The sequence below is a fragment of the Corallococcus terminator genome (genome assembly GCF_049194865.1).
Classification (GTDB): Bacteria; Myxococcota; Myxococcia; order Myxococcales; family Myxococcaceae; genus Myxococcus; species Myxococcus terminator_A.
This window is the reverse complement of the sequence record NZ_JBLZWL010000002.1, coordinates 126,850-139,950: the sequence shown is the minus strand read 5'-3', so window position 1 is coordinate 139,950 and position 13,101 is coordinate 126,850. Positions and strand designations below refer to the sequence as shown.

Here is a 13,101-nt window from a genome sequence, read left to right as displayed (position 1 = left end):
GCTCGCCCATGAGTGCCCTCACCGTCCTCTACATCACCGGCTGGTGCCGCAGCGGCAGCACCATCATCGGCAACGTGCTCAACGAGGTGGAGGGCTGCTTCCACACGGGCGAGCTGAGCTTCCTGTGGAAGAACGCCTACGGGAACGGCTCCAACACCCTGTGCGGCTGCGGCGCGCACCTGGTCCAGTGTCCGCTCTGGTCCAAGGTGCTGGAGCAGGGCGCCCTCCCCGGCGAGTCGCCCGAGGCCCACGCCCTGCGCGTGGTGCGCCGCCAGCAGGACACCGTCCGCACCCGGCACACGTGGCGCGTGCTGCGCCAGGACACGCCTTCGCCCGAGCTGTACGAGCACGCGCAGCTCCTCGCGAAGACCTACCGCACCATCGCCGAGGCCACCGGCAGCCACGTCATCGTCGACAGCGGCAAGTTCCCCTCCGAGGCGGCGCTGCTGCCGCATGTGAGCGGAGTCTCGCCGTACTACCTCCATCTGGTCCGGGACCCGCGCGCCGTCGCGCACTCGTGGACGAAGACGAAGCAGTACGTCGTCCCGATGTCCGCCGCGCGCAGCACCGCGTACTGGTTCGGCTTCAACGTGGCCTCGGAGCTGGTGACGCGGCGCCACCCGGAGCGCTCGCTGTTCCTCCGGTACGAGGACTTCATCGCCTCGCCGGCCGAGGCCATCGACTCGCTCCTGAAGCTCATTCGCGAGGACAGCGCCGTCAACCCGGTGAAGGGACGCACCGTGGTGCTCGGTCGCAACCACACCGTCACCGGCAACCCGGACCGCTTCCTGAGCGGCTCCACGCTGCTGCGGCCCGGTGACGATGCGTGGCGCAAGGAGCTGGCGCCCCGCGTGAAGGCGCTGGTCTCCGCGCTCTCGTGGCCGCTGACGGGACGGTATGGCTACCGGAGACCTCCGGCGCCCGCGCAGGTGGTTCCAGGACCGGAGCCCGTCGTGAACGCTGGTGACGCAGGGAGGGAGACACTTGGAACTGGGACTCGCCAATAAGGTCGCGCTCATCGCCGGGGGTTCCAGTGGCTTGGGGCTCGCCGTGGCCGAGGAGCTGGTCAAGGAAGGCGCGCACGTCGCCATCGGCGCGCGCGACGCGGACCGGCTCGCTCGCGCCGAGCAACACCTGCGCGGGCTGGCGCGTGGCGGCAAGGTGCTGGCCACGCGCGTGGACCTGCGTGAGCACGCGGCCACGCGCGCCTGGGTGGAGGACGTGGCCGGCAAGCTGGGCGGGCCTCATATCGTCGTGACGAACAGCGCGGGCCCGCCGCCGGGGCCGGCCACGAAGTTCGATATCGTCGCGTACCAGGAGGCCATCGACACGGTGATGCTGCCGGCCATCAACCTGGCGCTGGCGGCGCTGCCGTACATGAAGGCCGCGCAGTGGGGACGGCTCTTGCTCATCACCTCGGAGACGGTGGTGCGGCCCGTCGCGCGCTTCGCCCTGTCCGCCACGGCGCGGCTGGGTATCGTCGGCTTCGCGTCCGCGCTGGTGCAGGAGCTGGGCGACTGCGGCGTCACCGTCAACGTGCTCGCCCCGGGCTACACCCGCACGCCGCCAGTGGAGCGCACGGCGGGCACGGGCGGCGCTGACGTGGAGGCCAACCTGCGGGCCATGGCGGCGCACATCCCGCTGAAGCGCGTGGGACTTCCGGAGGAGTTCGCGGCGGCGGCGGCGTTCCTCGCCAGCGAGCGCGCGTCGTTCATCACCGGCACCGTGCAGTTGGTGGACGGTGGAGCGAGTGTCATCGGATGAGTCCCTCGCCCCAGGTCGATGACAGTCGCGCGCCGCTGGTCGTGAAGATTGGCGGCGCCGCGGGCGTGGACCTGGACAACGTCTGCGCGGACGTGGCGGAGCTGCGACGCCAGGGTGAGCGCGTCATCGTGGTGAACGGTGGCTCCGAGGCCGGCGACTCCCTGCTGGCCTCGCTGGGCATGGAGCGCACCGAGGCGCTGACGGCCTCCGGCAACGTGGTGCGCCTGACGAACGAGGCCACGCTGCGCGTCTTGACGATGGCGTGGGTGGGCGACGTCAACAAGCGCGCGGTGCTCGCGCTGCTGGCCCGGGGCGTCTCGGCGCTCGGGATGTGCGGCGCGGACGGCCGGGTGCTCGTCGCCCGGCGACGGCCTCCGCTGAAGATTCAGGACGGCGAGCGCACGCGCATCGACCGGAGCCACCTGGCGGGAGAAATCATCGAGGTGAACTCGCGCTTGCTGAATGTACTGCTGTCGTCGGGGCAGACGCCCGTCGTGTGCCCTCCGGCGGTGACGGAGGATGGGATTCTGGTGAACGTGGACGCGGACCAGGTGGCCGCCGCCATTGCCTCGGTGATGGGGGCTCGCGCGCTGGTGATGCTCTCCAACGTTGCGGGGCTGCTGGAGGACCCGACCAATCCCGCGACGCTCATCCGCGCCAGTGACGACGTGGAGGGCGCCATGGGCTTCGCCAGGGGACGCATGCGCTACAAGCTGGAGGCGGCTCGACGCGCGCTCGCGGCGGGAGTGTCCGCGGTCCATGTCACGGCCTCCGGCACCTCGCGGCCCGTGTTGTCCGCGCTGGCGGGCGAGGCCGGCACGAAGCTGACTTCTTCCGGCAAGGTGAACCATGCGAGCCCGTGAGGCGAGCCCGGAGCTGTTGCGGTGGATGCTGGAGCACTACAGCCCCAGCCACCATGAAGCGGACTTCTCTCGCGCGCTGGCGGGGCGACTGGAGCAGCGCGGCTGGCGTGCCCACGTGGACCCGGTGGGCAACACCGTGGCCAGCATGGGTGACGGGGACACTTGCATCGCGTTGCTTGGCCACATCGACACCGTGCCGGGTGAAATCCCCGTGCGCCTGGAGGGCACGCGCCTCTTCGGACGTGGCGCGGTGGACGCGAAGGGCGCGCTCGCGGCCTTCATCGAGGCCGTGGAGCTGCTGGACGACTCGGAGCGCGCCGGCAAGCGCTTCCTCCTCTTGGGCTGTGTCGAGGAGGAGGTGGCCATCACCCGGGGCGCGCTGCATGCCCGCGAGCACCACAAGCCGGACTTCGTCGTCAATGGCGAGCCCAGCGGCGCCCACGGCATCACCCTGGGCTACAAGGGATTGCTGCGCCTGGAGCTCGAGTACCGCGCCACCCGTCGCCACACCGCGAGCCGTGCCTACCACGCGCCCGCGGAGCATCTGGTCGACGCGTGGAACGTGCTGCGCCGCCGCTGCGACGAGCGCAACAAGGGGTGCACCCTCTTCGAGCAGGACCTCCCCGCGCTGCTCTCCTTCCAGACGGGCACCGGTGAAGACACGGAGTGGGCCACCGCCAACATCAACGTGCGCACGGGGCCTGGCAGTGACGTGGACGCGCTGCTCGCCTGTCTCACCGACGTCCCCGATGTGGCCGTGAAGACGGTGTCGCGCAAGCAGGCTGTGTCCGCCGAGGGCAACGACGCCCTCACGCGCGCCTTCAAGCAGTCCATCCGCGAGCGCGGCGCGCGTCCCACCCTTCGGGTGAAGACGGGCACGTCCGACTGGAACACGGTGGCGGACGCGTGGAACGTGCCGACCGTCGCCTATGGCCCGGGGGACTCCACCCTGGACCACACGCCGAACGAGCACATCGAGCTGCCCGAGTACGAAGAGGGCGTCGCCGTGCTGGCCCGGGTGCTGGCCCTGCTGCCGAACAAGTCGGGCTGAAGGGCTTGGGGGGCACGTTCACGGCATGGATATATCGGACGATAGTCTTGACCGGGAACACGACGGCACCGGGATTGAAGTCCTCTTCCTTCCCGACTGGGGGTGACGAATGCGTGGTGGCCTCTGGGTGCTTTGCGCTGCTCTCTTCGTTGCGGGGTGCGCGGGAGTTGAACCCTCGACTCGCAGGGACACTTTCCAGCAGCGTTCCGCATTCCTCGGAGAAGGGGGAACGGAGGTTCGGCATCCCCGAGGACAGCGGAGCGATGCGTTCGACGCGCTGCTTCGTGACGCGGGGCTGGAGGACCGCGACTCGCGACCCTTGTCTGGTGACGCGCTCACGGCGACGCAGGCCGCACGACTGCTGGAGGTGTTGCTCGACAAGGACGTGACGCTGGGGGAGTTCCCGGCACGCGTCGCGGTGGGCTTCATGCTTCGCGAGGTGCTGGACGCGGGCGAAGTGTCGCGCGCCGAGTTGGTGCGGAGGATCGGGCGCTTCACACAACTGGCGGTGCTGCGTCCTGATGGATGCCTCGCGTGGGTGCGCAGCGGGCAGACCCAGCAGCGCGTGGGCCCTGTGGAGTGGAAGGACGGTGCCTTCCGGGCCGGCCAGTTCGAGCTGGGTGTCTTCTACTCGGGCAAGGGCGGCGTCTTCCGGCAGTTGAACGCACGCCTGGAGGAAACGGGAGGCGGCGCCTTCGCGGACGTCCACGACGATGCGGACTACGTGAGCCGCTCACTGGACGGAGCTGAAGAGGCTTTCGTCGAACTGGCACTGGCGGTAGGGCAGTTCTTCTCGACGTCGCCCTCTGACAACCTCGCGGCGCTGAGTCAGATGCCTGCCGCTGTGGCGGCGCTGCTGGCCTCCTCGCCGGAGTATCTGGAGCGATTCGAGTACATGACGCGTGGCGAGCAGATTCAGACCGTCTCCAAGTTGGTGACGAGCCTCATCGCCACCTGGGGCACGGCGTCGGCGGCAACTCGCACGCTGCAAGGTGCGACGTTCACCATGGCCAAGGTGCCGGTGCTGTCGCTATCTGCCCAGGGCGCGCTCGTCATGGGACGCGTCGCGGTGCCGGTGGGGCGTGCGGCGGCGGTGCTGAGCGGCGGTCCGGGAGCAGCCATCATCCTTCGGCGAGCAGGGGAGGGGGGCGATTCGGGTTCGACAACATCCGCTGGCCCTGCCGGCATGAAGTCCTACTCGTCGTTCAAGTCCTTCAAGCGAGCGATGGGGCCAGCGGGGCAGGGGAAGGAGTGGCACCACATCGTCGAGCAGACCGACGGCAACGTGGGGCGATTCGGCCCGAAGGCGATCCACAACACGGAGAACATCGTCGCGCTCGACAAGGAACTTCACACCAGGGTGAGCGCGTTCTATTCGTCGAAGAACATCTCCGCCACTGGCTCCGATGTCTTCACGGTGAGGCAGTGGCTTCGCGCCCAGTCATATGAGGCCCAACGCGAATTTGGGCTCAGGGCACTGGAGAACGTGAGGAAGGGTCTATGGCGATGACGCTCTCGCAGTTGGTCGAAGAATTCGCGGAGAACGTCGCTGCGCAGAAGGAAGCCATCTGGCGCGGTGATGCGAAGACCGGGAACAAGCATGCGAATCGGTACATCGCCGCGTTCAAGAAACTGCGCGCTCATGGAGATCCAGGGCGGGACGCACTGGCCCAGTTGTTCTCGCACCCTCGGATGGACGTGCGCACCGCCGCTGCGACCTACCTGCTTCGCTACAGAACCGCAGAAGCCAAAGCCGTGCTCGAAGAAGCCGCAACGGGAGAAGGACTCATTCCCTTTGAGGCTCAGGAGGCGTTGAAGCGCTGGGCGGAAGGCGCCTGGAGTCTCGACCCGGAGTAACGTAACTCCTCGCCGCGCCCCGTCTGGTGCGGAGGAGAAGTTCGTGGGTAACCGTTCAGGGGTGGTGTTGAGGCCGTCGTCGCGGTGTGCAACCCGTGGCGGATGCAAACGAAACCCACTGCGACGCTGGAATCGAAGATTGAACGACTGGTCCACGAGCACCTGGTGGAGCAGCAACAGCTGGTGAAGGCGGCGGTGGAGCGCGCGTTCTCGGTGTTGGCTCCCGCGCCCTCCGTGGCGATGCAGCGGCGGGGAACGAGAGTCCGACGCGAGGCCCTGGCGCAGGCATTCCATGGCCTCAGCGACCTGGACGCCTTGCTCGTCTGGACGACACTCCGAACGAGCACATCGAGCTGCCAGAGTACGAAGAGGGCGTCGCCGTGCTGGCTCGCGTGCTGGCACTGCTGCCGAACAAGTCGGGCTGAAGTGCTCGGGGCAGGACGTCACGTACTCGCGACGTCCACGGTCCGAGGCCGCTGCCAGCGCAGCCCCAGCATCGCCACGAGGAACAGCGCCGCGGAGCTGGCGGTGACGGCGCGCACGCCCACCCGGTCCGCCAGCGCGCCCTGAGCCCAGACTCCCACCGAGTACCCGACGTTGATGAGCAGCATCGCGAGGCTGCTCACCCGCCCCTGCAGCTCTCGCGGCGTGCGCTCCTGGTAGCGGGTGCCCAGCCCCGTCACCACCACCATGTACACCGCGCCCAGCACGAACATGGCCCCCATCGCCACGGGCAGCGTCGGGGACAGCCAGTAGAAGAGGGTCACCGGGCCCATCGCGAGCAGGGCGAGGTCCACCACGCGCTCCCGTCCCCAACGGACCGCCAGGGTCCCCACCACCGCCGAGGCCAGCAGCGCCCCCATGCCCTGCATGGAGATGAGCGCGGACGCGGCGGACGCATCCGAGCCGAACACCTGGAGCGCGAACACCGGCACCAATGCGATGAAGGGTGAGACGAACAGCGCCAGCGCGAACAGCGACACCATCGCCATCCGGATGCCCGGCTCCCCTCGCGCCATGCGCGCGCCTTCGAGGATGTCCGCCCACAAGCCCTTGGGTTCGATGGGACGGGCCCCGGGCGGCTCCGCGCGCACCCGGGCCACCGCCAGCAGCACCGCCACGAAGGACAGCGTGTTGACGAGCATCACCCACGCGACGCCACCGAAGGCCAGGAGCGCCGCGGCGAACATCGGCCCCAGGATGCGCCCCAGGTTGAACTGCGCCGACATCAGCGTCATCGCGCTGTGCAGGTCCTCCTTCGGCACCAGCCCGGTGATGAGCGCCGTGTAGGCCGGCCCCGACAGCACGTGCACGGCGCCGTTGAGCAGGGAGATGACGGCCACCGCCTGCACGGTGAGGTGCCCGGTGAAGGCGAGCCCCGCCAGACAGGCCGCGAGCAGCGCCTGCGCCACGGCACACAGCGCGATGAAGACGCGCCGGTCGAAGCGGTCCGCCAGCGCGCCTCCCAGCGGGGACAACACGAGCGACGGCAGGTACGTCAGCGCCGCCACACCGCCCGTCCACTCCGCGCGGCCCGTCACCTCCGTGACGAAGACGCCCAGCGCGAGCACCTCCATCCACGTGCCCACGTTGGAGACGAGCGCCCCCAACCACACCGCGACGAATTGACGGTGATGCAGGGCACGGAACGACGAGAGACTCGCCAGGTGCGGGGTGGACACGGGAGCCCGCTTCTAGCAGCCCCCCACCCCGCGCCGGAACACCGCCTCCGGCGCACACGCGCCAGGCCGCCCGAGCGTCAGACGAGCTCGGACTTCGGCTGGCGCGTCATCAGGTCCACCACCGCCATCTTCGCGTTCTTGTCCTCGTAGGCAATCAGGTAGACCTGCTGGCAGATGGGCAGCTCCACGCCCGTCTTCACCGACAAGTCCCGGGCGCTGCGCGCCGTCTTCACGCCCTCGGCCACTTCCTTCATCTGCCCCAGGATGTCCGGCAGCTTGCGGCCCCTGCCCAGCTCCATGCCCACGTGGCGGTTGCGGCTCAGCTCGCCCGTGCACGTCAGCACCAGGTCACCCATGCCGGACAGGCCCGACAGCGTCAGGGGATTTGCGCCCTTGCGCACGGCGAGCCGGGTGATTTCCGCCAGCCCGCGCGTGATGATGGCCGCGCGCGCGTTGTGGCCCATGCCCAGGCCGTCCGCCATGCCCGCCGCAATCGCGATGACGTTCTTGAGCGCGCCGCCGTACTGCACGCCCACCACGTCCGTGGACGTGTAGCTGCGGAAGGTCTCCGTCTGCAGCGCCTTCTGACAGCGCACGGCCACCTTGTCCCAGTGGGAGGCAATCGTCACCACCGTGGGCATGCGCCGCGCCAGCTCCTTGGCGAAGCTGGGGCCCGACAGCACGGCGATGTACGGGTGGAACTCCTCCGGGAGACAGTCCTCCAGGAGCTCCGTCATCGTCAGCAGCGTCTCGTTCTCGATGCCCTTGGACACGGTGATGATGGGCACGTTGCGCGGCAGGAAGGCCTTGGCGCGGGCGAGCACCTCGCGCGTGGCGTGGCTGGGCGTGGCGAGCACCACCATCTCCGCGCCGGCGAGCGCCTCCTCCAGGTCCTGGGTGGCGCGGACGCGCTCGGAGATGGGGATGCCGGGCAGGTAGGTGGGGTTCTCGTGCCGGGTGTTGATGGCCTCCACCACGGTCGGCTCGCGGCCCCACAAGCGGACCTCATCGCAGTTCGCCGCCAGCACGTTCGCCAGGGCGGTACCGAAGGAGCCGGAGCCGATGACACTGCCACGCATGAAGACCTCGCTCGAGGGGGTGGAAAGGGCACGTTGTCGTGCCAGTTGCCGGTGCTACAGGCCGGTGACGATGCCGATGGAGACGACCGGCATGAAGGCGGCGTCCTCGGCACGGGTGCGGAAGTCGCCGCCCAGGGAGACAGAGTAGGACGTTTTCTCGCTCAGCGGCACTTCGGCGCCCACGCGCACGGGCCACGCGCTGGAGGACACCAGGTCCGGCGGCAGTCCGCCCAGCGGCGTGCGCTGGATGGGCTCCGTGTCCAGGGCCACCAGGTAGCGCACGTCGACGAAGAGCCGCGACGCGCGAACGCCCTCGCGCTGAAAGGTGCCGACGATGCCGGGCATGATGTTCCAGTTGCGCCGGCCGGAGAGGTAGCGCGCGCCCCGGTCCTCCAAGCTCGCGGAGCGGAGGAAGAAGGCGTGACTGCCCTCCATCACCACCCCCAGGCTCCAGCGCGGGCCGCCATCCAGCACGTGCCATCGCCAGCCCAGGCGCGCCTCGTTCATCATCCCGTAGAGGCTGTCGAGCCCCACCAGCACATCGACCTGGGGCAGCACGCCGACGGCCGCGCGGGCGGAGAGCGTCGGGAAGCCCAGCGAGAGACCGACCGCCACCCCGCCCGTCCTGCCCACGGTGCGTGCACCGAGCAGGCTGACGCGGTTGGCCACGGGGGGAGGCCCAGGAGGCGGCGCGGGAGGGCGGGCCTGGGAGATTCGGGGGAGGCCGTCCTCGACGGGGAGGTCGTCATCCACGGGGACGAGGGGTGGCACTTCCGGCAGCCGGGGCAGCGTCGCGGCATCGGTGCCCGAGGGGACGGAGGTTCCGGCGGGGAAGTCGGACCACGTGGCGTCGTCCGGGGTGTCGTTCCGGCGAGGGGCATCCACCTGGGTGGGCGCGGTCCAGGACTCATCGGGCGTGGGGTTGCGCGCCGGGGCTTGTTGGGCCCGGGCGGACGGCCCCAGCACGAGGGCGAGCGGCACCAGAAGGAAGCGGACGGAGGGCATGAAGACGGCTGGCAGCTTAGTCCACGGCGAGGGAGGGAGACGAGCCAAGGCCGGCTGTTCCCCCACCCTGCGTGCGCGCCGTCAGGTAGCGGGCAGGAGGCGAAGGGAAACGTGTCACGGGCGGAGGCGCACCGGACTACCATCCGCCGCGCGGCCAGCGGCGGGCGGCCGAGGAGAGACCACGGGATGAGGGCAGCAGGAGGGCGCGCGGCGTTGTTCGTGACACTGGCCTTGGGGCTGGCGTGTCGCTCGCGTCCGACGGAGGCGGTGGCGGACGCGGGTCCGGCGCGAGCGCCTGTCGCGAACGCGACGCTGCCCACGTGTGAGGCGCTGCTGCCCACGGACGTGCGCGAGTCGATGTTGCCCGGCTTCACGATGAAGGAGGAGCGCGCGTGTCCGACCTGCGGGCCGCTGTGCACCTTCCGCTCGGCATCGGAGAAGGACGTCACGGTGTCGGTGACGTGGGACTGCCAGCCGCACTACGCGGAGGCGGACACGCATGCCTTGCTGCAGCCCTCGCTGAGCATGGGCGGCGAGGAGATTACCGCGCTCGGCCGAGCCGCCGCGCGACGGGCTCCCGCGCAGGGCATGTTGCAGGTGATGGCGTGGGACGACGACACGCCGTGCGCGCTCGTCGTCACGTGGCTCGGAGGAGACCCGGAGCAGGCGCTGGACGTGACGCGCCTCGCGCTCACCTCCACGCGTCCGGAGCTGGTCCACCCGGTGGTGGCACCCTCTGAGCACGACGCGGGTACAGAATGAAGTAGCGAGCGCCGTGGCCTCAGTGTCAGATGCGAGCATCGGCTTCAGGAGCAGCCATGGCACGCAGCCCAATTGGTCTCTGGAGCACACTGATACTGGCGCAAGCCCTGCTCGTAAGCGGCTGCGCCCATTCGCAGCAACCCGAGCGACGTGTCTATGTCATCGAGGACGATGCAGCGGGAGTGGGCGGCTCAGGGACGCGCAATTGCGAAACCGAGCATATTGAGTGCTTCGATAAGTGCTGGAACTCTCCCCTGCCGCTGAAGACCATCAAGAGAGGCTCCGGTAAGCACCATGAGTTCTGCTCGGAGCAGTGCCTGAAGGCCTACCAGGACTGCGTTCAAGAGTTGGGGCAGTCCGCTCAGGCCCACTCAAGCGAAGCGCTTCGGTTTCCGAGCATGGAAAACGCCTTGGCGTGGGTACGTGAGCACAAGACCGAGGTGGCCATCGGAACCATCGTGGTCGTCGCAGGCGTGGTGTTCATCGTCTCAACTGGCGGCAGCGGCGCACTGGTGCTCGCGCCACTTGCGCTCTAACCGAAACGAAAGCCCAGGCGAGCCATGCCCTCCTCCAAAGACTTCGACATGACAGCGACGCTGCGCATCCTCGATGAGGCCAGCGGTCGCTACCCAACAGGGTCAAAGGAGGACGAAGCCATCCAGCTCGCCGCCGTCGCCCTGCTCTACATCCAGCACACACACAAACTGGATGCGTTCTTCCAGTACCACCACGAGTTCTCCGACCCGTCGCCCAGCGTCAAAGTCTCGCGAGACTTTTCGACGCAGGCAGAAGCGGACGCGTGGCTCGCCGCTGGAGACTCTTCGCACCGCGAGCTGGTCCGAATCGCAGGCCAGGGCTTTCAAGTCGTCCTGCTGCCCACGGGGAGACGCTTCCTCCGGACGCCGCTCCCGGAGGAACTGGGGCCCCCGGGTACGAAGTAGGCGTCACAGCGTGCGCAGGTAGTCCACCAGGTCGTCGACCTCGGCTTCCGTCAGCGTCGCCGTGGTGCCGTGCTTGTTGGACTGGCGGTTCTGCATCAGCCGCCCCTTCAGCGACAGCGCGCTGCCGTCGTGCAGGTACGGCGCCGTGCGCGCCAGACCGAGCAGCGAAGGCGTGTTCAGCCCCTTGGCGACCACGTTGCTGTCGTCCCGATTCACGCCCGTGGTGATGAACGTGCCCACGTCGGCGAGCGTGTTGTTCGTGAAGTGCGCACCCTCGTGACAACTGTTGCAAGCCGCCTTCTTGAACACCTGCGCGCCCCGCGCCTGCGCCTCCGTCAGCGCCACGCGCTTGTAGGGATTGTCCGGCGCGGGAATCACGTCGATGAACGCGGAGAGCTGCGCCACCATGACGCCATCCAGCGCCGTGCCGCCCATGCGTCCACGCACCGTCGCGTCCAGGAAGTCCCTCATCGTGGAGAACTCGCCGCTCCAGTGGAACGGCCCCGTCTCCGTCACCTTCCGGCCCGCCAGGCTCGGCGTCTGACGCGGACCATCCGGGAAGCCCCACACATGCCCGTCGTCACGACCATCCAGGTGACACGTCGCACACGACGCGGCCACCCCAGCGCTCGTCATCCGCGAGTCCAGCGCGGAGTAGAACAGCTTGCGCCCCGCCACCTCCTGCGGCGCCAGCACATCCCCCACCACCCGCAGGGGCGCACCCTCCGCGCGCACGTTCGCCACGTTGCCGGAGGCGTCGTTCACCAGCGTCGTCACCGTGTGGTCGAACGCGTTGTAGACGTACGCCTTGCGCCCATCCCGCGTCAGCGCGATGCCGCTGGGCCCCGAGCCCACGCGCACCAGCTGCCGCACCGTGCTCCCATTCACGTTCACCAGGTCCGCGCCCTCACGACGATTCGTCGGGAGGATGGCCACGTTGTCCGTCTCGCGGTTCACCACGAAGAGCCACAGCCCGGACGGGTCCACCACCGCGGCCACCGGCCCCTGGATGGGATGACTCGACTCCGGGCTGACGATGGTGGACGGAGGGAAGTCCGGGTCCTCGCTCGGCGGCGGCCGACACCGGTCCAGGTCATCCACCCGAGGCGAGCCATCCTCCGTGTTGAACGTGACGATGCCCGGCGCCACCACGCCCCCCGTGTTGCATGGCCCTCCGCCCCCATACAGCGACTCACCACCACCACCACCACCCATTCCAGGGTTCGTGAGCGGATCCTCGCGCGCCCACAGCGTCGGCGAATAGGCGTGCTTGCCGTCGGGCGCCACCACCACGTCCGCCATGCCCCGAGGCCGGAAGGACACGGTCGACGCGGGAAACGGGAACGGGTCTTCGGTAGCGAACGTGTCCTTCGAGTTGGCCCGCGCGTAAAGGTCCGTGCCCTCGCGCTGCATGCGCGGCTGGTGCGCATCCGCCAGGTCCACCGTCACCAAATCACTGTGCCGGAAGAGGCTCACGAGCGCCCGGCGCCCGCCGTCCACCAGCGCGATGCCGCGCGGCTCCTCGCCCACCGGCAACTCCCAGCGGACCTCCAGCGAGCGCGTGTCCACCGCCATCAACGTGCCGTACGCGGTGGAGTCCAACGCGGTGCTGTTCACCACGTAGAGCGTGTCGCCCTTCGGGGACACCGCCAGCCCCATCGGCTCCACACCCACCGCCACCCGCGCGGCCTCGCTCCAGTCACCCCGGCGGATGACGGACACGCTGCGCTCGGCCCGGTTGGCGACGTAGACGGTGTCATCCGGGCCCACCACCACGCGCTCCGGGCCCGCACCGACCTTCACCTCGCCGACCTTCTCCCCGCGTGCGGTCTCCACCACCGCGAGCACCCCGGTGTCCGCGTCCACCACGTACAGGAAGGCATCATCCCGGCTGAGCGCCACCGAGCCTGACGCGTTGGTCCACCCGTCGCCCGTCGACGAGTCCTCGCAAGCCGTCAGCCCGAGCACCGCCGCCAACACACCGGCCAGAACGTGCCGTCTCATGAAGTGTCCTCCTCGCGTCTCCCGACGAGAATGCTGCCCGCCGCTCTCATCGCTGGGAATGCCGCGCCGTGTCGTGGAGGGGAAATGGCGCCC

The 13,101-nt window shown here is 69.2% G+C and carries 13 protein-coding genes; 9 read left to right on the top strand and 4 right to left on the bottom strand.

Going from position 1 to position 13,101, the window contains the following annotated elements:
• Positions 1-8: 8 nt before the first annotated feature.
• From ACN469_RS02695 to ACN469_RS02670, 6 genes are all read left to right on the top strand, one after another.
• A complete protein-coding gene (locus tag ACN469_RS02695) occupies positions 9-1,007 on the top strand; it encodes a sulfotransferase (RefSeq protein ID WP_498763840.1) in 999 nt (332 codons plus the stop codon).
• A complete protein-coding gene (locus ACN469_RS02690; RefSeq protein ID WP_498763838.1) occupies positions 985-1,764 on the top strand; it encodes an SDR family oxidoreductase in 780 nt (259 codons plus the stop codon). The genes ACN469_RS02695 and ACN469_RS02690 overlap by 23 nt, the downstream gene beginning before the upstream one ends.
• Positions 1,761-2,627: a [LysW]-aminoadipate kinase gene (locus ACN469_RS02685; RefSeq protein ID WP_498763836.1), complete on the top strand. Its 867-nt coding sequence runs from the start codon at positions 1,761-1,763 to the stop codon at positions 2,625-2,627. The genes ACN469_RS02690 and ACN469_RS02685 overlap by 4 nt, the downstream gene beginning before the upstream one ends.
• Positions 2,614-3,678, top strand: coding sequence for a M20/M25/M40 family metallo-hydrolase (locus ACN469_RS02680; RefSeq protein ID WP_498763834.1), 1,065 nt, complete (start codon positions 2,614-2,616; stop codon positions 3,676-3,678). Before ACN469_RS02685 ends, ACN469_RS02680 begins: the two co-directional genes overlap by 14 nt.
• A gap of 319 nt (positions 3,679-3,997) precedes the next feature.
• On the top strand, positions 3,998-5,188 hold the full coding sequence (locus ACN469_RS02675) for a hypothetical protein (protein WP_498763832.1): 1,191 nt from the start codon (positions 3,998-4,000) through the stop codon (positions 5,186-5,188).
• Positions 5,185-5,535 carry a DUF2019 domain-containing protein gene (locus ACN469_RS02670; protein ID WP_498764275.1) on the top strand — a complete coding sequence of 117 codons (351 nt, stop codon included), beginning with the start codon at positions 5,185-5,187 and terminating at the stop codon, positions 5,533-5,535. Before ACN469_RS02675 ends, ACN469_RS02670 begins: the two co-directional genes overlap by 4 nt.
• Positions 5,536-5,978: 443 nt before the next feature.
• Here ACN469_RS02670 and ACN469_RS02665 read toward each other — a convergent pair whose 3' ends face one another.
• From ACN469_RS02665 to ACN469_RS02655, 3 genes are all read right to left on the bottom strand, one after another.
• Positions 5,979-7,217, bottom strand: a complete 1,239-nt coding sequence (locus ACN469_RS02665) for an MFS transporter (protein ID WP_498763830.1) — start codon at positions 7,215-7,217, stop codon at positions 5,979-5,981.
• A 77-nt stretch (positions 7,218-7,294) separates the two neighbouring features.
• Positions 7,295-8,296, bottom strand: coding sequence for an NAD(P)H-dependent glycerol-3-phosphate dehydrogenase (locus tag ACN469_RS02660; RefSeq protein WP_498763828.1), 1,002 nt, complete (start codon positions 8,294-8,296; stop codon positions 7,295-7,297).
• Positions 8,297-8,350: 54 nt separating this feature from the next.
• Positions 8,351-9,301: a hypothetical protein gene (locus ACN469_RS02655; RefSeq protein ID WP_498763826.1), complete on the bottom strand. Its 951-nt coding sequence runs from the start codon at positions 9,299-9,301 to the stop codon at positions 8,351-8,353.
• 186 nt (positions 9,302-9,487) lie between these two features.
• Here ACN469_RS02655 and ACN469_RS02650 point away from each other — a divergent pair, with 186 nt between their 5' ends.
• The 3 genes from ACN469_RS02650 to ACN469_RS02640 are packed head-to-tail and all read left to right on the top strand — an operon-like array spanning position 9,488 to position 11,004.
• Positions 9,488-10,063, top strand: a complete 576-nt coding sequence (locus ACN469_RS02650) for a hypothetical protein (protein ID WP_498763824.1) — start codon at positions 9,488-9,490, stop codon at positions 10,061-10,063.
• Positions 10,064-10,119: 56 nt separating this feature from the next.
• Positions 10,120-10,599 (top strand): hypothetical protein, encoded by a 480-nt coding sequence (locus ACN469_RS02645; RefSeq protein WP_498763822.1) that lies wholly within the window; start codon positions 10,120-10,122, stop codon positions 10,597-10,599.
• A gap of 24 nt (positions 10,600-10,623) precedes the next feature.
• Positions 10,624-11,004 carry a hypothetical protein gene (locus ACN469_RS02640; protein ID WP_498763820.1) on the top strand — a complete coding sequence of 127 codons (381 nt, stop codon included), beginning with the start codon at positions 10,624-10,626 and terminating at the stop codon, positions 11,002-11,004.
• 3 nt (positions 11,005-11,007) lie between these two features.
• On the opposite strand, the gene ACN469_RS02635 is transcribed toward ACN469_RS02640, so the two are convergent.
• Positions 11,008-13,008 (bottom strand): c-type cytochrome, encoded by a 2,001-nt coding sequence (locus ACN469_RS02635; protein WP_498763818.1) that lies wholly within the window; start codon positions 13,006-13,008, stop codon positions 11,008-11,010.
• Positions 13,009-13,101: the final 93 nt, after the last annotated feature.

Bases quoted from the DNA above. Each gene is read 5' to 3' on its own strand.
- ACN469_RS02695 (WP_498763840.1), top strand. From the start codon at position 9: ATGAGTGCCCTCACCGTCCTCTACATCACCGGCTGGTGCCGCAGCGGC.
- ACN469_RS02640 (WP_498763820.1), top strand. From the start codon at position 10,624: ATGCCCTCCTCCAAAGACTTCGACATGACAGCGACGCTGCGCATCCTC.
- ACN469_RS02680 (WP_498763834.1), top strand. From the start codon at position 2,614: ATGCGAGCCCGTGAGGCGAGCCCGGAGCTGTTGCGGTGGATGCTGGAG.
- ACN469_RS02645 (WP_498763822.1), top strand. From the start codon at position 10,120: ATGGCACGCAGCCCAATTGGTCTCTGGAGCACACTGATACTGGCGCAA.
- ACN469_RS02685 (WP_498763836.1), top strand. From the start codon at position 1,761: ATGAGTCCCTCGCCCCAGGTCGATGACAGTCGCGCGCCGCTGGTCGTG.
- ACN469_RS02635 (WP_498763818.1), bottom strand. From the start codon at position 13,008: ATGAGACGGCACGTTCTGGCCGGTGTGTTGGCGGCGGTGCTCGGGCTG.
- ACN469_RS02660 (WP_498763828.1), bottom strand. From the start codon at position 8,296: ATGCGTGGCAGTGTCATCGGCTCCGGCTCCTTCGGTACCGCCCTGGCG.
- ACN469_RS02655 (WP_498763826.1), bottom strand. From the start codon at position 9,301: ATGCCCTCCGTCCGCTTCCTTCTGGTGCCGCTCGCCCTCGTGCTGGGG.
- ACN469_RS02650 (WP_498763824.1), top strand. From the start codon at position 9,488: ATGAGGGCAGCAGGAGGGCGCGCGGCGTTGTTCGTGACACTGGCCTTG.
- ACN469_RS02670 (WP_498764275.1), top strand. From the start codon at position 5,185: ATGACGCTCTCGCAGTTGGTCGAAGAATTCGCGGAGAACGTCGCTGCG.